General features: G+C 64.0%; 15 protein-coding genes. 5 read left to right on the top strand and 10 right to left on the bottom strand.

Features of this window, described 5'->3' with window-relative positions:
- Positions 1 to 171 precede the first annotated feature (171 nt).
- From J1M64_RS19450 to J1M64_RS19430, 4 genes are all read right to left on the bottom strand, one after another.
- A complete protein-coding gene (locus J1M64_RS19450) occupies positions 172 to 651 on the bottom strand; it encodes a hypothetical protein (protein ID WP_156523598.1) in 480 nt (159 codons plus the stop codon).
- 674 nt (positions 652 to 1,325) lie between these two features.
- On the bottom strand, positions 1,326 to 2,180 hold the full coding sequence (locus tag J1M64_RS19445) for a hypothetical protein (RefSeq protein WP_156523597.1): 855 nt from the start codon (positions 2,178 to 2,180) through the stop codon (positions 1,326 to 1,328).
- A 363-nt stretch (positions 2,181 to 2,543) separates the two neighbouring features.
- Positions 2,544 to 5,813, bottom strand: coding sequence for a type ISP restriction/modification enzyme (locus tag J1M64_RS19435; RefSeq protein ID WP_172812158.1), 3,270 nt, complete (start codon positions 5,811 to 5,813; stop codon positions 2,544 to 2,546).
- 543 nt (positions 5,814 to 6,356) lie between these two features.
- The gene (locus J1M64_RS19430; RefSeq protein ID WP_253702111.1) at positions 6,357 to 6,917 is read right to left on the bottom strand and encodes a ParA family protein; all 561 of its coding nucleotides are present in this window, start codon (positions 6,915 to 6,917) and stop codon (positions 6,357 to 6,359) included.
- A gap of 2,348 nt (positions 6,918 to 9,265) precedes the next feature.
- Here J1M64_RS19430 and J1M64_RS19425 point away from each other — a divergent pair.
- Positions 9,266 to 9,601: a hypothetical protein gene (locus J1M64_RS19425; RefSeq protein ID WP_156523594.1), complete on the top strand. Its 336-nt coding sequence runs from the start codon at positions 9,266 to 9,268 to the stop codon at positions 9,599 to 9,601.
- 38 nt (positions 9,602 to 9,639) lie between these two features.
- Here the strand turns inward: J1M64_RS19425 and mobF are convergent, their stop codons facing one another.
- On the bottom strand, positions 9,640 to 13,176 hold the full coding sequence (gene mobF, locus J1M64_RS19420) for a MobF family relaxase (RefSeq protein ID WP_206475259.1): 3,537 nt from the start codon (positions 13,174 to 13,176) through the stop codon (positions 9,640 to 9,642).
- Between the two features lie 315 nt (positions 13,177 to 13,491).
- Here mobF and J1M64_RS19415 point away from each other — a divergent pair, with 315 nt between their 5' ends.
- Both J1M64_RS19415 and J1M64_RS19410 read left to right on the top strand, forming a co-directional pair.
- The gene (locus J1M64_RS19415) at positions 13,492 to 13,800 is read left to right on the top strand and encodes a hypothetical protein (RefSeq protein ID WP_206475258.1); all 309 of its coding nucleotides are present in this window, start codon (positions 13,492 to 13,494) and stop codon (positions 13,798 to 13,800) included.
- Positions 13,784 to 14,356 (top strand): hypothetical protein, encoded by a 573-nt coding sequence (locus tag J1M64_RS19410; protein WP_206475257.1) that lies wholly within the window; start codon positions 13,784 to 13,786, stop codon positions 14,354 to 14,356. The genes J1M64_RS19415 and J1M64_RS19410 overlap by 17 nt, the downstream gene beginning before the upstream one ends.
- Positions 14,357 to 14,433: 77 nt before the next feature.
- Here J1M64_RS19410 and J1M64_RS19405 read toward each other — a convergent pair whose 3' ends face one another.
- Both J1M64_RS19405 and J1M64_RS19400 read right to left on the bottom strand, forming a co-directional pair.
- Positions 14,434 to 14,757 (bottom strand): hypothetical protein, encoded by a 324-nt coding sequence (locus J1M64_RS19405; protein WP_067718680.1) that lies wholly within the window; start codon positions 14,755 to 14,757, stop codon positions 14,434 to 14,436.
- A gap of 139 nt (positions 14,758 to 14,896) precedes the next feature.
- Positions 14,897 to 15,457: a DNA-binding protein gene (locus J1M64_RS19400; RefSeq protein ID WP_067718681.1), complete on the bottom strand. Its 561-nt coding sequence runs from the start codon at positions 15,455 to 15,457 to the stop codon at positions 14,897 to 14,899.
- Positions 15,458 to 15,695: 238 nt separating this feature from the next.
- Between J1M64_RS19400 and J1M64_RS19395 the strand changes: the two genes are divergently transcribed.
- The gene (locus tag J1M64_RS19395) at positions 15,696 to 16,403 is read left to right on the top strand and encodes a DUF3800 domain-containing protein (RefSeq protein WP_206475256.1); all 708 of its coding nucleotides are present in this window, start codon (positions 15,696 to 15,698) and stop codon (positions 16,401 to 16,403) included.
- 226 nt (positions 16,404 to 16,629) lie between these two features.
- On the top strand, positions 16,630 to 17,118 hold the full coding sequence (locus tag J1M64_RS19390; protein WP_067718686.1) for a PDDEXK nuclease domain-containing protein: 489 nt from the start codon (positions 16,630 to 16,632) through the stop codon (positions 17,116 to 17,118).
- Positions 17,119 to 17,425: 307 nt separating this feature from the next.
- Here J1M64_RS19390 and J1M64_RS19385 read toward each other — a convergent pair whose 3' ends face one another.
- From J1M64_RS19385 to J1M64_RS19375, 3 genes are all read right to left on the bottom strand, one after another.
- Complete coding sequence (locus J1M64_RS19385) at positions 17,426 to 18,835, bottom strand: Fis family transcriptional regulator (RefSeq protein ID WP_306228695.1); 1,410 nt, start codon at positions 18,833 to 18,835, stop codon at positions 17,426 to 17,428.
- 75 nt (positions 18,836 to 18,910) lie between these two features.
- Positions 18,911 to 19,264, bottom strand: a complete 354-nt coding sequence (locus J1M64_RS19380) for a helix-turn-helix transcriptional regulator (RefSeq protein ID WP_067718690.1) — start codon at positions 19,262 to 19,264, stop codon at positions 18,911 to 18,913.
- Positions 19,257 to 20,393: a site-specific integrase gene (locus J1M64_RS19375; RefSeq protein WP_067718693.1), complete on the bottom strand. Its 1,137-nt coding sequence runs from the start codon at positions 20,391 to 20,393 to the stop codon at positions 19,257 to 19,259. Before J1M64_RS19375 ends, J1M64_RS19380 begins: the two co-directional genes overlap by 8 nt.
- Between the last annotated feature and the right edge of the window lie 339 nt (positions 20,394 to 20,732).

Here is a 20,732-nt window from a genome sequence, read left to right as displayed (position 1 = left end):
GCATCTTCACACGCCCCAGGACCCCTACATCTTGTGCCTCACCGCATCACCGGCGAACCCCAGCTACGCACTCCGAATCCGGAAGAGCCACCAAAGCACGACGAGACCTCATGACCGCACAGACCAACAACCAGAGGGGTCAGAATTCGCCCGTCACGTAGGGGTCAATTTTCACCCGCCGTTGACAAGGCTGATCACCCCGGCGATCCGTTCCAACGTGGTCTTGGTGATTCGAGATCGGCCGGCAACACGCGGGCCCATCCCAAGCGCTTGGAGTCCGTCCTCGGCTGTGTACGGCCAGGCGTGCATGACGCCATTACGCATGTCGATAGCGGGCTGACCGTAGGTGCGGTACCACTCCTCGAAAGCATCTGCTCGAGGATCGCCTTGGTCGCGCGCGGCTTTCACCACATTGTTCGCCAGCGTGCCCGTTGGCCAGGCATCCGCCTTCTTATCGCTCCCACCGAGCTGAAACGTCCATACGGAGCGAAGCGTCGAGTGAAATCGGATAGCCGCATAGGCGACCCACCCGAGCGGCTCAACGAGGTCTGGATCTACCGGATCTAGCTGCGATCGGTAGTGAACATCTTGGATGTCCTGATCAGACCAGGTATCTGGAATGCCGTCCTTATGTCCGGTGGCTTCTCTCACGTCACTGCTCCTTCAAGAGGAAACTCAGCTCACCGCCGCTGCAGCTGGCTGTCTACTTCGCCGAGAGGCGGGGCACCAACCGAGTCGATGCCCCGCCCAGTTCTCAGCGATCAGACACGCTGACGGATCGTGCCAGTCGGATCGGCGTCACCACGCCAACCCGGAACGAAACGTCCGGTAACCGCGGAACGGGTCACGGTCCGAGAGTTCCCGGTCCCACTTCCGACTCGCTCCGTGGTGGTCTTCCCCGGCCACCTCGCAGCAGAAGCGGGACCGACAAACCGGCCGGTGATGGCAGATCGATGAACGGTACGACGGGCCATGGTGGGCCCTCCAATCTGGATGACCACCCGAGTGGAGGGAGACCTCTCATGGGCCTCCTCTGACTCCGCTAACATCCAGACAACCATCCTCATGGAAACCGGGACGTAGCTCTCGGGCTGGCAGGGCGGGCTCGTTGGCGCGGGCCCGCCCTGGTCGCCTTCTTCATCCGGCGACACTCAGTTATAGGGCCCCGGGCCCTGGTCTCCCCTCAAGTCGACGGGAATTTTTTTCTCGAAGTTCTGCTGCCCGCCGTAGCACCTGGTCAGCTCGTTCTTGACTGACGCTGCTTCGGGCGGCTCTGGCGCCTCTGGTCCCGAAGGAAGATCGCTCCAGCTTCTTCGCGAAGTCGTTCATGCCGTCCCCTCCTGCGCCCGTTCGATCTGTTTTCGGGCCACGCTAAGCAAACCCTCGACCGTTTTCACGGTAGTGCCCAACTCCTGCGCGATCTCTGAGTTCGAGTACTGGTGACTCCTCATGACCAGCGCTATCTTGGCGTCGTCACGCTTCACTGGGCTGAGGTGCTCAGCAATCGAATCTGCCTGGATGACGTCCGCCTCGGCGTTGCCCAGTACCGAGTGAGTGAGCCGCCCCAGCTGTGCGTCGTCCAGAGCCGAGTCTGTGAGCAGATCGCGGCGCTGTCGCTTCCAGCGGCGGGCGACATCTGGGTACTGGAACTCACACTGCCCGATAAAGAAGGTCCTCAGGGCAGCACCCTTCTTCGGGTCCCACTTCCCTCTCGCCAGAACGTTGTTCCTGAATCCTTCAACCGCCGCGGCCACCGTGTCCATAGTGAGCTCTTCGACATCGCGCGCCGTTAGCTTGATTCCCTCCAGCTCGCTCAGGTTCCTGAGCTGCCACTTTTCTCGGCACTTCTGCTCCATCACACCATGACTGATCCAGGCGCCAATGACAGCGAACCCATACCTTGCGAGTGCGTCCTCGAAGAGCGCTTGCTCCGTGCCGACGAACTTCGCCGACCGCAGGTCCCGGTAGACCGAGACGTCGCCCGCTAAGCGATCAACCTGATCACCTAGATCGTCCCGGTTCCAACTCAGCCAGCTCTCTACGCCCGCGCGGTCTCCGATGCCAGACTGATCGTCCAGGTCGTCCATGATCCCCCTTCCGGGCTGGCGGAAGGAGGCGAACTCTGCCCCGGCAACATCCACGCTGTCTCCAGTGTGACCGACCGCCCCGACATGGTCCACGAACCTACTTTCCACAGGTGACCAGACGGACAAGATGCCAAGCGCTACGCGAGGTTTCGGATGCACTCCACTCGTCCCGCGATCGAGGTGCTGAAGTTTCGGGGTAATACTTCTGCGATGGACTCCTGGAGGATGCCCCTACCGTTCCTAGTGGTGACTAGGCAGGCGGCGTCATAGTGCTGCTCCTGAACAAGCCGCTCGAACAGGATCTGGCACCTCCGCGTGTACGAGCTGTTCTCGAATATCGGATCTATCGGGTAGATCGGCCTAGATGGAACCCTCCGACAGAACCAGTGCGGTTCATGGTGGCTGTAACCCAGTACGGCAACCCCAATCAGTGAAGCCCGCCCAGCGTCGGCCTCGCTATTGCTCTCCGTCAGACATGCGCTGGTCCACGAGGTCGAACAGGCCATCAAGGCTCGAGCTCAGCTCAACCAGAGCACCGATGGAGGCGATTGTCTGAAGTGTCTCCTGTGCCTGGGCGATTGTTACGACCCAGTGCTCCCGCGCCGCGAGCCATTCGGAAAGCACGCTGTACCCGCTGACCTTGTACTCCCACACTCCGCTAGGGATGCCAGTGATGGTTCGACCATTCGCGAACCGCAGAACTCCATCATGGAGCGAAGCGGGGCCGAGGGCTCCGTTCCCCGCGGCGTCCCACCTCAAACCCTCAGTAGGTACCTCACGCCTCCAGGCGGCTCGCACTAGCCGCCCGAGAGTGAGGGCCTCGCGGGCAATTTCCTCATCCTCAACGAGAGGCACCCGAGGAGAAACCGCTTCAAGTTCGGGCCAGTAACGCTTCGAGTACAGCGGGGCCGAAAGAAGCGCCAGCACATAGTCATATGTGTCTTCAGCCAGGTTGATGGAGTCTGGGAATGCCGACTCCGCCCACTCCAGGACACTGTCCTTAAACCCGCATCGGCGACCGTTGATCACCGTGCGTCCATTGTCAGGGCGACCGTCTCCGGGAAGCCACAGCGGGAACACCGCCATACCTCCAGCCTTGCCACGGAAACTGTGTTGCTCTGGGAGGAGGTCGGAGTGAATGACCAAGGGACCGGCTCCAAAGTCTCTAGGGAGCGAGATCAAGGTCGGCACGTCTACGTCTTCGTAGACGCGGTGCAAGTCCTCTCGGTACCAGTCAATCCAGGCAGGGTCGTCGTAGACGTGGCGGAAGTCGAGCGGACGGTAGAGCGCTTTTCTAACCTTCTTCGGGTCTAGTGATTCCTTTGTCGGAACCTTCTTGCTAGAAGACCTAGCTGTTGCGGCAGTCGACCAAGCAGCACGGCGTTGCGCCTCTGAGAGCTGGCTCCAACGACCTAGCGCTCCCGATCGCACAGGTAGAGCAGATGGCCGTGTTCGCGTTTCCGCGTACACCTCGTCTGCATCTACGCCCCATGGTGAGTACTCCTTTGTGTCCCGAGCTGACTGAATTCCCGTGTAGGGCTCGAACGAAAAGAGGTCCGGAAGAGATGGGGCTTCCGCTAGCCGAGCTGACCAGTTCACCGGAAGGAAGTAGTTGTCCCCCGCAACCTCAACGAAATGGGAGGCGTCAAATGGTTCGGCCAGCTGGTCGAGCTTCGTGGCCTTGTTCCCCGTAATTCGCTGATACCTCACGGCTGGAGTGCCCACGAACTCTCGGTCAAAGACCAGCCAGACTATCGCCGCGCCGGTCTGAATGGCGAAGACGTTGGAATCCCCGCCAGCGAAGGACTTGGCGCCGGCTCCCCCACGCGCATCTCCACCTAGGTCACACACCCAGACCTCTTTGACCCCACGCCGGACGAGCGTGCGAAGGCCCACCAGACTAGGGCCGACTATCCAGGTTCGGTTCGTGACGAAGGCTACGATCCCATGATTCTTCGCGGCGTCAATGATCGGCGATTGCACGGTCTCCCGCCGGTCATCTGGGCTCCGCAGGACCCACAGCGCCCACGCCCAAAATGCAACATAGAGGTCTCTTGCCGATTTTACGTCGGCCCGCTTGTCTACTGGGGTCGCATCGACCACCTGCTGCATCAAGGCCTCGGCAAAGACATCCCAGCCGCCTTCCGACTTCTTCACCCTTTCCCACGGCGGGTTTCCGAGCACAACGAGAATTTCCTCGCCGGTCTTGACCCAGTCAGCCCGTTCACGTTCGGCCAGGATCTCATCGCCCGCCGGGCCAAATCCTGACAGCGGGAGCTCACCTGATTCAGGTGTAGCAAGAGTGTCAGCCAGGTAGATCGGGAGTCGAGTTGTTGGGGAAGCCCCGTGCGCGGAAAGCAGGGCTTCGAGTCGTTGATGAGCAATCGTGTAAGGCCCCGGAAACAGCTCAAACGCCGACGTCCGTTCGGTCAGGACCTCTTTGACTACTTGATCGGTCGGAAGTCCAGCCTTTTCCGCTTCGAGGGCCACCTCGTTGGCCAGTCCCAACAAAAATGTCCCAGTGCCCGTAGCCGGATCCAAGAAGCGAGCAGAGTCGTCCAAGATCCCTGCGGGTTTCCCTAGAGAGCTACGTAGAAGCTCATCGGTTCCGGAGACGATCTGCTGTACAACTTCGACAGGCGTGTAGTAAACCCCGTTCGCCTCACGAGCTGCCTGGTCATACTTTCGAAAAAAGGGCTCGTACGCATGGACAATCGGGTCGGGAAGATACTTCCGCCTACGGGTCGATTTCCCACCGGTCTTGAACAAATCCAACGGAATGAGGTTTACCGTTCGACATAGCTCTTCCAGCAGCGGCTCGAGAGTAGGTATGCGAGATTGTGGAGACCACAAAATGGCAAGGCACTGGGAAAGCAAGGGATGAAGTCCGACCTTCAGTCCAACCTGATGCTGCAAGCTGATCGTCGCACCAGATTCAAGGCGCCAGAGCAATGCCCCAAACGCTGCAATCTGCACGTAGGAATCAACAAACTTTTCCCAGGTGAACGGCTGACCATTCCGGTACAGAAGGGCTTGAAAGTCTGAACGAAGCTGGTTCAGATGCGCGCCGGCGCCTGTCGCCCCCACCTCGATGAGTGCCATCTTCAACGCTTTAGCCCGTGAGGCGAGCGCGCTGACTGCCTTGTCAGTCGTTTCATAGAAGCCCAGCTGGAAGGTCAAGAACAGCGTCAGGAGACTTCGCAGCTCGTCGATTCTCCCTGAATCGATCATCGGGATTGTGTCGGCAGTGAACAGCTGCGGGTCGAACGTGACCGTCTTGACCCTCTTAGAGTCTTGGTAAAGCTCCCACTGCCAACCGTTCGTCAAGATGATGTTGTGCAGACCGGACACGAACAAATCTCGCTGGCGCTTATCGTGTCCCTTCAGAGAACGAAGGTCCTTACCCACTACTGCTTTGAACTCAACCCAGCCAAGAAGTCCTCCAGGCGCATCAACTCGAAAATCGGGAACTCCGAATTGTGTGCTTGTTTGCTGAGAAAGATGAAGAGCATGAGTACTTCCCTCGACAAATGCTTCCGTGAGGAAGTTGTCTAGCTTACCGGTGACGCTGAGCTCGGAAGACGCTCCAGAAACCCCGAGCGTTGTACGGCATTCGGCGACAAACTGATCAAACAGATCTGCCAAGTCTCCCAGCGACACTTCGACTCCTTCTGGCGCAAGCGCCACCACACACTGTGGAAGCTTCCTCACACGCAACAGTGCCATCTGCAAGCTCATTAGCAGCATCGGCCGTACCGGTCGGGCTTCGAATCCGAAGTCCCCTCAGCCGAGTGCTCCGCCAGGTCCAGGTGGCGCCGATAAGACGCGATCTGACAACCTGCCCTCCGGCGCACTCCCCCACGGCGTCGTCAGGTCACTACCCAGACGCGGCCCCGATGCCACAACCCACCGACAGTTTCACTGGGGCTCACGCGACGCCCGAAGGTCGCGATCGCTTCAACAGCGGCTACCTCAGACGGTTTATACCTCTATTGGTATTTGCCGACAGAGGTATAAACCTCCTCCAGTGTCAGTCTGGCAGCGCGCTGCGAATAGCCGCCTCGATAAATTCAGACACAGTCTCCCCTTGTTGGATGGCCGCAATTTTCGCCCTCCGGTACACCTCAACATCAAGCGCTAGCGATGTTTTTGTGCGACGAGGGTTGGTCGTCTTTGCTACTTCAGAAGCCGAGAACGTCTCCGATACCGGGCGGATGGGGGCTGCCGCCCGTGGGCGCAGACTGCGACTCACCGGTTCCGATTTGCCACTCACCTAGTCACCTCAACAATCTCTTCCATCAGATCTCGATAACCAAAGAAGCTCGTGGGACATGTGCCAAATGACTGACGTATAGCCTGACGTTTGCCAATCACGTTCTCGAACACGAAAACCCCTTCCGATTCAAGGGCCTCCTTTGTCAGCTCGAGTAGCTTGGTGCCGAGCTCAACGCTTGTGAGAAGAACGCCAGCTGGCTTGTGCGCAGCAGCCTCCAACGTTGGCCAGACGCGCTGGAGGTCCAACCCAGACGGCGCAGTCGGAACCACGACAACATCAGCCGCGTCGATCGCTGCCTGGATGATGTCGGCTGCGCCGGGAGGTGTGTCGATCACTGTGAGATCACTACTCGATGCGCGCGAAAGCGTGATCTTGTTCGCGGGCGAGACCTGGAACGGCAGAGGCACGCCCCCCTCGGCCGCGAGCTCTGCCCAGCTAGTTGCCGAACCCTGAGGATCTGCGTCTAGCAACTCAGTCGACTTCCCCTGCTCGCTCGCCACCGTCGCTAGGTAGATGGCGGTAGTCGTCTTGCCGACGCCGCCCTTGGTGTTCACTACCGCAATCTTCAAAACCCACTACACCTCGATCTGTAAATACCGCCATACCGCTGTACGGATTGTGGTCTACACCTTGGTACCAACCGCCGAGCGTAGGAGCTTGTTAGACACACCGTCCGCCCCTAAATACCGCCGAACCGACATTGGTGTTGTGGTGTATACCGCTACTGGTTTATACCGCGCCCTGGCCGATCTGCACTGGAAGCCGACGGGGCCATAGACGGCGCCAGAAACTCCACCTCACTTAGGCGTGTCGATAGGATTTGTGGCGCCAAGTGTGGAAGTTTTCCTCCCATGGCGACGAAGCAGCGGGGCCCTGGGCGACCGTCCTTCGGCGAGCGCATGCGGGTGCCCGTCCGTATGGCTCCCGAGGTGTACGAGGCACTTCGAGTGGAAGCCAGGTCTAGAGGCATCTCTATGTCTCAGTACTTGGCCGACCTCGCCGCAATCGACCTCGGTCTGCCCGAGGCTGTACTTCTACCTGTAGATGAGGAGGCAATTTCAGCGTGAAGCGGCGGTCGGGTCATGCCCGACCAATAGTTGAACATCCCGCAGCCCTGAAATGACTGATCCCGGCCCACCTGCCAGTGAACCGGGATCGAAAGTCAAGAGTTCGAGTTACCGCTCAAACTCGGGGTTGCCCACCAATTAGGAGAGCTGTGCTTCCAGGCACCTCTCAGAGTAAGTCATACCCATCGGTTGGTCCAGTCGATCCGTTGGGCGTGTCTTGCCCTGACCGCAACGTCCTCAAATCCCGAGATTCCACCTGGTGGTGGGACTCGGTGGTGTGCGCGTGGAGTCCGCGCCCGTATGTGCGTGTTGACTCGCGCAAGACGCACTCGTTCGCCGCCACGCGACGCCTTGCTGATGGCGCGCCGGGGGAGGGGACGCCGTTTGCGCTGCACTTGACTGATGAATCGGGCAGGTTTCGTCTGCTTGCCCTGGATTTTGACGCCCACCATGCCAGCTCGACAGCAACCGCTGATCTGGCCAGCTGTACGACCGCTCTCACCGCAGCAAATATCGAGCACCTGGTGTGCTCGTCCGGGCCTAGTGGGGGATACCACGTGTGGATCCGGCTTAGTACCGCCGTGTCCCCGAACCGTCTGGCACCGATCGTCGAGGCCTTCGCCGCGGCGTGGCCCTCGCTTGACCTGGGCCCGCTGACTAACCCGCGCACCGGTTGTGTCCGCGCCCCGGGCGCACCCCACCGCGCCGGCGGCGCATCGGTGCCTTTGACAAGCCCGCATATCCGCCCGGTGTCACTGTCAGCCTTGCGCACAGCAGTCACGCAGCTGACACTGACCCGTCCCGACCACGCCGGTTCAGCCGCAATCGCCCCAGCAGACGTAGGCGCCGCACCGATCCCGGTCCACACCGATGTGCAGGGCCACCCGTATCTTGCCGGGCCCAGACGCCCTATATCCGCACAGATCCGAGCTCTAGCCCGCACTAGGGTCGCTGCTCAGTCGGACGCGTCGGCAATCGGGTGGTCGATCTTGTTGGCCTGCGCCCACGCCAGGATGCGCTACGACGACCTGCACCAGGCGGCGTTTACCGACTGCTGGCCAGGCCTGGAGACTATCCGCACACAGCGCACAAGCGCGGGGGAGCGCACGCCCAGGTTCGACCCGCACGCCGAGTTGGTCCGCCAGTGGGCCAGAGCGGTCACCGCAGCCAGCTTTACCCCCCGCAGCACCACCGCGCCCTCACCGGCCCGCCGGGCAGCCGAAGCGATCGTCGCTGAGCTGTTGCCCCGGATGAGCGCCCAGCCCCACAGATGGGCCGGTAAGACCGGGGCCCAGGATCGGCTGCTTCTCCTGGGCTTGGCTGCCAGGACCCTGGCAGCAGCCGCAGACAACGTGCAGCTGTCCGAGCGCGACTGGGCCATCGCCGTCGGCCTGACGCGAGACGTCGTAACCAGCCGTCTGAAGGTGTTGGTCCAGCAGGGCTGGATTGCGCGAGTCCAAAGATCAGCAGGCCCCTGGGCAGCAGTCTGGCGGGTCGGAAGACCCGGGGGCGGGAAACAAAGAAGTGGTGCAGTATTTTCTGCGGAGCTAGAGCAGAGGCTGCAGGGGGAGCTGGAGCGTGCTCGCGCTGATATCTGGCACGCTCGCTCGCTGGGAGTTCTCGGGTTGCGGGTATGGGAGTTGCTGAGCAGCGAACGGTTGTCGGTCAAGCAGGTAGCGGCTCGGCTGGGGGTGTGTGCAGCAACGGTTCGCAGCAAGATTGCTGCGCTCCAGTCCTACGGCTTGGCCACCTCCAGTGGGCGCGCCTATCAGGGCCGTTCCCGATTGGCTCGGGCTGCGGCCCTGGCCGGAGTGACGGGAGCACACGCTGATCGGGTGCGTCAGTACAGGCTGCAGTCGGCGGTGTTCGTGTGGTGGTTCACCACCCGCTATCAGCCGGAGCGCTCCGATGCGCTGGCCGAGTGGGGCATGTTTCCCACCCCGGATGAGGCCGAGAACGTCCACCCGGTCGATATCGCATTGGCCTACGGCGCCACCAGTACCGGCCCCCCGGTACAGGCAACAACATGGGGCGCGGCGATGGCCGCGCAGGAGCGGCACCGGGAGCACGATCCCGGTAGTTGGTGGGAACTTGTTGCCGCGGCTCGGGCCGCGCTGCCGGCCCCCGACATGCTGCTCGCACCCCATCAGTGGGCTGCCACCGCTGCCTGACACCACCATGGGTGGCTGTCCCTGTGAGACCAGGCATGTCACCACAGGTCGGGGGAGGTGTCCGGTCCTGTCGCCTGCCCCCAATCCGAAGAGGCACCCAGGGGCTCGACGTCCGGTCCATGCTCGTGTTCTGCGGCGCGGTGTTCGAGGTAGGAGGCGACGAAGTCGTCGGCGTCGGGCGTGCTGGTGCCGTCCGGGGTGATGGTGAGCTTTTCGCGGGTGGCGGTCAGCCAGGTGGCGAGTTCGGCATCGCCTGTGGTGGTTTCTGGTGGGGGAGTGGGCAGGGCGTCGGGTTCGCCGTGTCCTCTGGTCACGTCACGTATCCGGTGGGCGATGACGGCGCCTGCGGATTTCGCGGTGTCGAGGTTGTCGGTGGCCTCGAGCCACAGTTCGCGGGGGTCCAGGCCTGCTTGGGCTGCTTCGGTCCAGGCGTGTTCGAGGTCAGCCCGCGCTGCGGGGTCGGCCTCGAGTTGGTGGGTGTGGGTGCGGGGGAGTGCGTCGAGGTAGTCGGGCAGGGTGTTCGCGGTGAAGGTTTGAGCGGCCAGTTCTGCGCCGTGGCGGTAGAGCTGTTCGAGGCGTTCGGGTGCGGTGGCGGTGGTGTATTCCTGCCGCAGGGTGTCAATGGCTGAGGTGTTGCGGGTGTCGCGGCCCAGCACATTGGTCAGGACCTGTGTGGGTGTGGGGGCGTTCTGGTCGCCGGCCGAGTGCATGTGGGCGTCTTCGGCGCCCGGGTCGAGGGAGTGCTCGCACACCGTGTAGGCGCGGTTTTCTTTTTTGCCGCGGGTCATGGCCACGTATAGGCCGGCGCGGTCGACGGTGTTGTCGATGACGGCGTGGGTGGTGTCGACGGTGGCGCCTTGGGCGCGGTGGATGGTGCTGGCGTATCCGAGGTGGATGTTGGTGTGGGCGTAGCTGGCGGGGATGAGCATGTCGGCGCCGGTGTTCTGGTCCCGCACGGCCAGGGCGCCGTCGTCGGTGATGCCGGTGACGGTGAACAGTTGGCCGTTGATGACCCGGCCCAGGGGGGTGCGGTCGTTGTCGGTGTGGAGGGTGGCGTTGGTGCGGGCGATGACGGTGTCCCCGACACCGACGGCATCGCCCCGGGACACGCGCATGGTGTGGGTGTCGTCGACCAGCCCGGTGCTGATGCGGTCGGCTCGGATGAGGTCGTTGAGGGTGTCGACGTCGGTGTTGGTGGAGGCGATCACCAGACAGCGACGGCCAGCAGCAGTGTCTGCCAGGAAGGCGTGTGCGGCGTCGGTGAGCATCTGCTCCCGGTGCCCGCCGGTGAGCCATCCCCGGTCGGTGTAGAGGCCAAGGGCGTCGGGGTTGCCGTCACGAAGGCCCAAGGTGGCTTCGGCTTGGGCGGTGTCTGAGCCCATGCGCATGACCTCGCGCAGTTCGGGGGTTCCCGGGGTGCGGGTCAGGTCGGCCAGCAGGCCTCCGGTCTCCACGGCGGATAGCTGTTTGGGGTCGCCGACCAGACGCAGGACGGCCCCGGTTTCGGCGGCGATCTCGGTCAAGGCGGCCAGGTTCTCGGTGCTGGCCATGCCGGCTTCGTCCACCAGCAGCATGTCGCCGGGGGAGATGGTCACCGGCAGGGCTGCGAGGGTGCGGCCGGGCTGGTTGGGGTTGCGGCCCAGCCACGTGAACGTCAGTGAGTCGATGGTGTGGCAGTCGGCGCCGATGTCCTCGGACAGGATGGCCGCAGCAGCGGCGGACGGTGCCAGTCCGATCACGGTGCGTCCGGTTGCGTGCCAGGTGTCGGCGACGATCTTCATGGAGGCGGTCTTGCCGGTGCCGGCCGGTCCGACGCCGGCGGCGAGCAGGGTTCCGGCCCCGATGAGGTGCCCGGCCAGCGCCCGCTGACCGGCATTCAGGCTCCACCCTTCGCTTGTCTCGTGTTCGGCCAGGACATGCTCGAGGACCGCTGCCGGGGCGGTGACCGCGACCGGGGTACGCGCAGCGTCCAGGGCGAGTTGCTCGGCGTCCAGGACGGCGTGGGTGGTGAACTTTTCGGTGTTGGCGTGCCGGTCCACCCCGGCCCCGTCCGGACGGGTCAGGGCACCCGGCAGGTCGAGGATTTCTGGTGGGGTCAAGGGGATGACCAACTCATCCATGGCGGTGTCCATCACCGCCTGGTGCGCCTGTTCCAGGGCCTGCTCGCCGGTGAACACGTAGCCCTTGAGTGCGGTCGACACCGCGGTCTGAACGTGCGAGCGGCGGAACTGTGCGCGCCTTGCCGTCACCGCCTCCACTGCCCGCTGGGCCACGACACGGGCGTGAGTGTCGGCGTTGAAGATGTCCCGCTCGACTCCGGCCTTGCCGTGCCGGGTGACCCGGTCGGTGAGGGTGTCCAGGGTGTGCTCATCGACGATCTGTGCGGCCCGCTCGCGCCAGCCGGCGCGGTGCTCGTCCAGCGACAGGGCCGGCTTTTTGGCGTCGCGGGTATCCAGGATGGCTTTCTGCCACAGGGCGTAGGAGGCCCGTTGTCCGGGTTGGCGGCCGTGCTTTGCGACGTAGTTGGCAACGAGCTGGTTGTAGACCGGGCGGGCCATCGCCCGTCGTGAGGAGAAAGCGTCGATCAGCTTGCGGTCGATGCCGGCGATTTCCCAGATCGGTGCCTTGTCCGGGTGCGGGTAGTGGGCCTGGAATTCCACGCCCATTCTCCGGGTGAGTTTGTCGTGCAGGATCGCGTCGTAGCGCGACGAGATCGCCTGATGCATCTGGAAGATGGCCCGCCCGTCCAGGGAGAGCCAGCGCCCGTCAGGGGCTTGGACTTTGTTGGCGATCAGCACGTGCGAGTGCAGGTCCGGGTCGCCGCCTCGAGTGTCGAAGTGGGTGAACTCTGAGGCGATGATCCCGCCGGTTTTGACCTGTTTGATGCCTCCGGTCCCGACCCGGGTGTAGATGGCGTTGTCCTCGGCCCACGCCAAGGCTTCGGCGACGGCTTCGTGATGCAGCGCGGCGATGTGGGAGGCGGTGTTCTCGTCGGCCAGTGCCCACCAGACGCTGACACTTTTCACTGGAGAGAACGTGAAATCGAATCCGGCGACGGCTTGTTTGACGCGGTCGCGTTCCCGGTTGACCCAGGCGATGACGTCTTCTCCGGAGGCGTGCTCGTAGCCGAACTCCTTGGTGTAGAAGGGGCGGGCCGTACTTTCGGCGATCTGGCCTCGTTCCTCGACGGTGGGGCGCCGTCCCTCGACGGCGAGGAAGGTTTTCTCGGCAGTAGCAATAGCCTGAAGGACCTCGACGCCGCCGGTGTAGATCGGGAAACTTCGGCCCAACTTGCACGCCGCGAGGGGCGCGCCGTCGGCCATCTTCTGGTCGGTGTCCGGGTGCAGTCCCTCGCCGTACAGGGCGGCCATCTGTTCCTCGGTCACGATGGCCCCAACGGTCGCGGTCTCGGAGTTCAATCCGGTCAGTCCGGAGCCGATCCAGACCCCCGGTGGGGTGCCTTTGGCGGCGTAGTAGTCCGACAGTGACTTGCCTTCGGGGTCGGCGTCATGGGTCGCCACCGAGCGCAGCAGGTACTGGTATCCAGTCCCTGCGTGAACCGCTCGCAGACTCATCACAGCCTCCAGCGTATGCGGCCGGTGGCGGGGCGTCTACGCCCCACGAGGCCGCAGGGCGCTGACCAGGTGTTTCCCGTCTATCACTAGAAGTGCATACTGTGTGTGGCAGTTTAAGCGAGCGACAGCGAGGATGATCTAGCACGGCCAGTGCTAGATGTGGTGCGGCGATCGGGGACCAGGACGGCGCGACGATGACGGCGGCATGGTGGTTGGGGATTGCGGCACGATGGGTGGGGCAATAGGGTCGATCACATGGCGGCTACCAAGACTGATTCACGTTCACAAACCGCACGCGCGAGGGCTCGTCAGGCGATGGCCGACGAGCTGGAGCGGGCACGCAAGCGCGAGGCCAAGCTGGTCGCGGTGTTCTCGGCGATCGATGCCCGCGATGACGCGCAGATCGCCCTCGGTCAGGCGCTGGTCGAGCTTCGGGACCTGGGCGTGGTGCAGGCGGACCTGGCGGAGATGACCGGACTGTCCGCCCGCGAGGTCGGGGCGGCGATCCGCGCCGCGAAGGACAACACCACCGACACCGACGACACGGTCAACGATGCCGACGGCGGTGACACGCCAGCGGCGGATCAGACCTCGGCGGACACCAACGGTGACCAACAGCACTGAGCCCGTCTCCGGCGGATGGTTCGAGGACATCCCGCTGCCGGGAATGGACGCCCGTCCCCGGCCCCGGCCTGCCGCGAGGCGGTCCAGGCCGTACGACTCGACGCTGCCTCCGACCGAGGCGTCGATTGCCGCGTTTGGCTCCCGTGTCGTGCGCGCCCCGGGCGATGGATGTCACATCTGGACCGGCGCCATCTCCGACGGGTACGGACGGATCACCTGGCGACAAGGCGGCGTCAGCAGAACCGAGTACGCACACCGCTTCGCCCTCCTGATCGCCGGCCAACTGACCGCCGAGGCGATCGGTGAGCACCGCTGCAACGAACCCCTGTGCGTGCGCGTAGACCCGGACCATCTCATCGCCTCAACCCAATCAGCGAACCTGCTCTACGCGGTCGCCTGCGGACGCACCGGAATCATCCGCAACACCACCGAACGCCACGACCGGCACGCCCGCTCCCTCGCCGTCCGCGAAGCGGTCTCCGGCGGCTGGAACCCCAAGGCTTACGCCCAAGCTTGCGGCAACACCGCACCCCTAGACGAGCCGCCACTGTTCTAGACTCGGGAACCACACACCAACAGCAATGGCCCCACCGAAGAGGTGGGGCCATTGCTGTATCGGTCGGGTGGGAAGTGTCAGCGGGCTTCCGCGATGCGTCTTTGGCGGCGCAGCTGCCAGTAGCGCGGAATCGTCCACCGCAGCGGCGTCTTGTCGATCACCACACGTGCGAGACGGGACCGGTAATGCACATCGTTGCGGACCGCGAACGACCAGTGCCCGACAACCCACGCCACCGGCCCCAACGCCATCACCGTCGGCGCCCAGGAGCTCGACTGCACCACCCCACAGAATCCGATCACCGCGCAGATTCCCCCGATGCCGCGTGCCAACGGCGGCATCAAAAGCGAGGCCACCGCGACCACCGCCACGGCCTGTACCGCGGTCTGTAGATCCCACATGACGCCTCCCGTGTTGGCGTTCGTCCCGTTACATCCCGAACTCACCTGGCGGAGGTCCGGGCCGCTTGTTCATTGGCAGTCCTGCTTTGTCAGTGTGCTCGCCCGGTCCGACACGACAAGGCCACCACGGTGCGGATCGCTACTTGTCATCGTCGGCCTGCCCGGAGGAACGAAACGCGTCCAGCAGTTCACGCAAGGTGTCCGAGGTGGCCTCGGCCCGCACCCGGGCACGGTCGGCCTCCTCCGCCAGGGCTCGCGCCTGCTCTGACTCACGCTGCGTCGTCTCGAGCTGCTGGCGAACCTGGGCCAGCTCGGCGCGCAGCTGCTCGGCGTCCCGGACCGCCTCACCCCTGGCCGTATCGGCATCGGCTCGCTGCGCCGTGGCTGCCTCCGCCGCGGCGAGAGCGTCGGCCTCGCCGGCGCGGGCAGCATCGAGCGCCACCGCAGTGGCCTCGTCTGCCTGCTCGGCGGCGCGCTTCCACGCCGCCGCCCACACCGACGCCACCATCGCCGACATCGGCTCCGACAAGTCCGGGGCCTCCGGCACCTCGCCCGCTGCGCCCGCGGCGTGCTCGCGCATCCACGCCGCCACCTCGCCGATCCGCACCCCCGCCTGTTTCTGCACCGCCCGCACGGTGACCTTGTCCCCGCGCGCGACGAGCACGCCGTAGGCGTGAGCGATCTTCTCCGACGACGACATGGCAACCCCTCCAGATTCAGCATTCGGTAACCGGTAACCGGTAACCGGTAACGCAATTTGTTACCAATGTTACCACAGGCGCCGAACCGAAACATCCCCGTCGCGCCAGTGCGCAGCAAACCGGCCGGACCCTCGCCGTCGGAGCACCCCTGCCAACCAACGAAGAACAAGGCGAGTCCCGGGCCACCGCGGCCCGCGCCACACAAGCCTGTCGCGCCCGAGTGAGACAATGGACTACGTGCTGATCGCCTATGTCGACGAGTCCTACGACCAGGACCTCTATTACATCGGGGCAGCAATCGCCGACTACGACCAATGGGAGCAGCTCCACCAGCTCTACACCCAGATCGCCGAGCGAACCGCCACGAAACACGGCACCGATCCCACGGCTGAGTTCCATGGACACGAGATCATGGGCGGCGCAGGACAGTGGGCCAACCTTCGCGGCAAACACCGCGAAGCAGCTGGCCTCTACAGTGCCGTCCTACGGGCAGCACAACACGCGGGCGTGCGGTACCTCTTCGAAGGGGTGGACGTCAGACGCCTCAACGCCCGATATCGGTACCCGCAACAGCCCCACACCGTAGTGTTCCGCCACCTGCTCGAGCAGATCGACACTTACACTGCCCAACACGGCGCCGGAGAGCAGGCGATCGTCATCGCCGACGAGATCGCCACCAGCGCCCAACACCAGGACCAGTTCAGCGCCTACCAAGACTTCGGCACCGGCGGATACCGGCCAAGCCGACTTCAGCACATCTCCGCGCCCATCAACTTCGCCGACTCACGCCACACCCCCGGCCTACAGGCCGTCGACATGGCCGTCTACATCCACCGCCGAGCCCAGGCGGTGCACAATCAGCACCCCCGAGCTCAAGCAGTCACCGACAAACTCGCCCACCTGATCTACCAAAACACCCACCGGCAACGCACCTGGGAGCCCTAAATAAAACGAGGGCCCCCTCGCGGGAGCCCTCGGCAGGCAACGTTCCGGTATCCGGCCCGTTGTGCCCCCAGACTACCGCGCCACACCCGATCCACACCAGACCCCGACGAGACTCACCAGGTGATCCCGCACGCCCTAACGCTCAGCGAAAGCCGCCTCACCTCACCGAACCCGACCGTGCTCTACGCCTGTCGGAGCCTACCTCCATTCTCCCCTGGCAGTTCAGGTGAGCATCGCCGGCTCCTGGACCGCGGGGCCGATCGCGCAACAGCTTGTTGCGCACGATTCCGAGCTCGCCCAACAGATCGCCAAGGACCCGCTGATCCTTGATTTTCTGGATCTGTCCGGCGAGGTCGCCGAACGGGGACTCGAGGAGTCCCTGACCGACCGGATCGTCGACACGTTGCGGGAGCTCGGCCCAGGATTCGCCTTCGCGGGAAGGCAGGTCCACTTCGACGTCGGGGGCGAGGACTTCTACGCTGACCTACTGTTCTTCCACGTCGAGCAATTGCGGTATGTAGTCATCGAGCTCAAGACCGGCAAGTTCAAGCCCGAACACGCCTGGCAGCTGCAGTTCTACGTCGCCCTCGTCGAGGATCGCCTGCGCCGTACCGCACATGCCCCGACCGTCGGGAGCCTGGTCTGCCGATCGTGTCGTCCGCTACGCGCTGAACCCGGCCGGCGCACCCCTGGCCGTCTCAACCTTCAGCTATGAGGCCTTACCCACCGCAGAGCACGAGGCACTCCCCAGCGGGAATGACCTAACCGCAGCCTTAGCCCAAATCACCGGGGACGTCGAGGACCACTCGTAAATAACGTTGGAACACACTGTGGCCCCAAAACGGGGCTCGACCAGCCATTATGTTGCTGGCAGGAACGGGTGTTCGTAAGGCGGGAGTAGGCGATCTGATCGCGGTTTCTCGAGCGGAGAATTACTCTGTGGCACTCTCCACTCCGGTAACGGAGATTGTTTCCTGTTACCTATTTCCCGTGATACCGATTGCTCGGTAATTTCCGGAGAATCACCTCTGGCCGTGCTCGCGTACGGCGACGATGTATTCGGCGTACGTACCTGCCGCGTCGACGGCGTGGCGCTCAATGGTCGATGGGTGATAACCCAGGACGTCGGCGATGATGGCGGCCGGGGCGGTTTTGCTGAGTTCATGCAGTGTGCCGAGTCGGGCGGCGCGGGCGCTGACGAGGTGGTCTCGTAGCCGGAGGCGTAGGTGCATCGGATCGATGTGCATGCCGGGGGAATGCCCTCTGAAGACCCAGTTGCTTCTCGGGTGAGCGGCGGTCTGGTCGTGGCCAGGGTTGGCCAGAAGTTCACGCCACGACCCGTCGAGCGGGGCGGGCAACACGATCGGGCCGCTGCCGAGCGTAATGGTCGCCAGGTCCTCGGTCACGGTGATGTCGTCCCAGGTCAGCGCGGCGATATCCTGGATCTGTTGGCCAAAGACAAGGACCAGTATCGCCGCGGCCTTGTCTCGTGTGGTCAGGGTGTCGCCGTCCACTATTCGGTCCAGGGCGGCGGCCTGGTCGGTGGCGCTGAGTGTGGTGCTGTTACCGCGGCGATGGCGGGGCACGGTGAGCCCTTGTGGGGCGTTCTTGGTGTCCATGGCCCAGCCGAGGAACCGATCGACGAGCAGTCGCGTGGTCGGCCCGCCGGCGATCCAGGCGTCAACCTCGCCCTGGCCGACGTCGGCGAGCGCGATGTCGCGCTCGCCGAGCCAGTTGAGGAAGTTGATCGCGACGGTGACGGTCTGCTTGCTGCGCAGGAAGGTGCCGTGGGGGACGAGGTCCATCTGGTTCATGCGCCGCAGATGGTGCCAGCGGATATAGCGGTCAATGACGGCCCGGTTGGTGTCCTCGGTCAGCCTCTCCAGTGCTGTGTCCGCCCAGGCTTGGTAGCGGACAAGCAGCTCATCACGTCGGGGCAGGCCACCGTGCTCGACTAGGAGCCCGCGCACGTAGTCGCGGGTGCGCGAGCGTGGAAGTGCATCGATCGCCTCGTGCGTGAGCTCCGGGAGGGTGGCCAACTGTTTCAGGAAGTCGGTCACGTGCCGCTGGCGGATCCAGGTCAGTCCACTGTTGGCGCGTTTCATCGAGTTCAACGCCTCAGCCAGGGGGATAAGCCTCTCGGCGATGGTGCCGGTGTCCAGGTTGGTCAGCAGTCCGTCGACGGTCTCGCTCAGTGCGCATGGCCAGCACAGGCCGGCGCGGTAGATCTCGTCCTCGGCGCCGCAGCGCACGCAATCGATGTTGAGGGTGATCTGGGCGCACGCCCGGCAGGCCGGGCGCCCATCTACTCGGCCCGGTAAGACGCGGATGTGGCCGCAGTCGCAGGTGCCGCGGGTGCGTTTGGCCTGCTGGTAGCAGTAGCCGCAGATCTGATCCTCCGGGCCCCAGGTGACCACCAGCGGGTAGCCCAAGCCGCAGCGATCACACGGACACACGCGACGTAGGTCCGGGTCGTCGGGTTTGCGGGGCCTGGCCATCGGTATCGGTCAGTCCTCGTTGTCGTCCCGGACGAGTCTCACCCGGGGGGCGATCGGCTGGCCGGGTGCCACCCCCAGGTCTTCCGGCCGCTTCGGCGCCTGGGCGGTGGCCGCTGCCCGAATCTCCACGAACGGCTCGAACAACTCGCCGGGTTCGCAGTCGAGGATGTCGCAGAGCGCGGCGAACGTGCGTGCCGGGATCCGCTCTGGTGTGCCGGTCACCAGCCGGTAGACTTGACTCTCGGACAGGTTGATGCCCCGAGCCCTCAACAACGGCACCAGTTCGGTGCTCTTCCACAGGTTGCGCTGCGCCATCTGCGTCCGCAGATTCCAGCGATACCCGATGCGTCGTTGCTCAGCCATCAGCGTCTCCGTCCTGCTTCCTGCCGTGGCCGTCCAGCCGCGAAGCGATCATGTGCTGGATGGTTTTCTGTTTGAAATCGTTGCCGACCGAGGTGTACAGCCCGGTGACCGACGCATAGGCATGACCGACTTGAGTCTGCACGAACGCCGGGTCGTAGCCGGCCTCGATCAAGTGCGTGACGTAGGAGTGTCGCAGGCAGTGCAGTCCGAGCTCTTTCGGCAAGCCGGCGCCCTCGCGGGCGGCAGCGAAGGCATCACTCAAGCTACCCACTCGTATCCGCTCGGCGCGCTCGCTCGGCCATAGCGCCGCCGATCGGTCAGCGGTGGCGAAGTGCCGCCGGCCACGCTCGGTGATCCAGAATCGGAGCAGGTCAACCACCCAGTCGAACTCCGGGACCGTCAACACGGTGCGTCGTCGCGGCCCCGACCCGGTGGTGCCTTTGGCCCATCGGACGGTCACCGCGCCGAAGTCGCCGTACGCAGGCACATGCGGGTTGGGGCCGAAATCCTGCACGTCCAGCATCGCCACCTCGCGACGCCGAAGCCCATAGGCGTAGCAGACCTTGAACGCGATCGAGTCCCGCAACAGGGGAAGCCAGCGCTTACTCCCAGCAGCGAACTCACGATCGACCCGGTCGTCCACGTCATCAAAGAGTCTCTGCAGCTCCGTGGCCGTGAAGGCCCGGCGGCCAGCCGGAACAGCATCCTCGCAGGTGTGCCGCGGAGTGTTCCACTCGAACGCGATCTGGGCCGGAACATCGTCGAAGACCCGTTGGCACAGCGCACCCCACCCGTAGCTCGAGCTCGAGACGTAGGCACAGAACATCGCGATGGCATTGCTGTCCGAACGCAGCGTCGTCCAGCTCACCGGCTTCTCACCCGAGCGCCGCCCAGCCATGTAGTCATCCAGATCGACCGGCCTCCACGACCACGGGAACGTCCCGGCGAACTCCTGGAACCGGCGCAGCACCCCGCAGCGCCCGTCGATCGTTGCTCTCGTCAGCCCACGCGCCAGCATCTGCGCCCGCCAACCCTCGACCATTGCTTCAAACACGCGGTCCTCGGCACGGAACAGGCCGACCTCACCGTCGCGCAACAACCGCGGAACGAATCCCGGGACACCGTCCACGCCGACCTCCGACTCGTGGAAACCTGCATCTAATGCAAGAAACCTACGGGGCGCTGGACCGACGCACAAGCATCACATCCGCGGCGCCGACACCACGCCAGCCAACCCCGCCGCCCACCAGCGCAAACCCCATCATCCCAGGTAGACGGCAGTAACCGCACCTACCACTACTCCCGAGAGTTGAACGCCGATAACTTATCTTATGTAAAGTAAAAATCTGCGTATTGCATCAGATGAATCGCCCCTCGCATTTCCAGCTCCTCCTTCGCGTCCGGCACCGATCCCTGCCCCGACCTGCGAAGTCACCCACTCTCGGGCGCTGCCACCACTGCTTTCCGG

It is taken from the genome of Dietzia sp. KRD202 (genome assembly GCF_017168155.1).
GTDB classification, from domain to species: domain Bacteria; phylum Actinomycetota; class Actinomycetes; order Mycobacteriales; family Mycobacteriaceae; genus Dietzia; species Dietzia kunjamensis.
This window is presented reverse-complemented; position numbering and strand designations above follow the sequence as displayed.

Excerpts from the sequence above, each read along its gene's own strand:
- mobF (WP_206475259.1), bottom strand. The coding sequence starts at position 13,176 with ATGAGTCTGCGAGCGGTTCACGCAGGGACTGGATACCAGTACCTGCTG.
- J1M64_RS19415 (WP_206475258.1), top strand. The coding sequence starts at position 13,492 with ATGGCCGACGAGCTGGAGCGGGCACGCAAGCGCGAGGCCAAGCTGGTC.
- J1M64_RS19400 (WP_067718681.1), bottom strand. The coding sequence starts at position 15,457 with ATGTCGTCGTCGGAGAAGATCGCTCACGCCTACGGCGTGCTCGTCGCG.
- J1M64_RS19380 (WP_067718690.1), bottom strand. The coding sequence starts at position 19,264 with ATGGCTGAGCAACGACGCATCGGGTATCGCTGGAATCTGCGGACGCAG.
- J1M64_RS19405 (WP_067718680.1), bottom strand. The coding sequence starts at position 14,757 with ATGTGGGATCTACAGACCGCGGTACAGGCCGTGGCGGTGGTCGCGGTG.
- J1M64_RS19435 (WP_172812158.1), bottom strand. The coding sequence starts at position 5,813 with ATGGCACTGTTGCGTGTGAGGAAGCTTCCACAGTGTGTGGTGGCGCTT.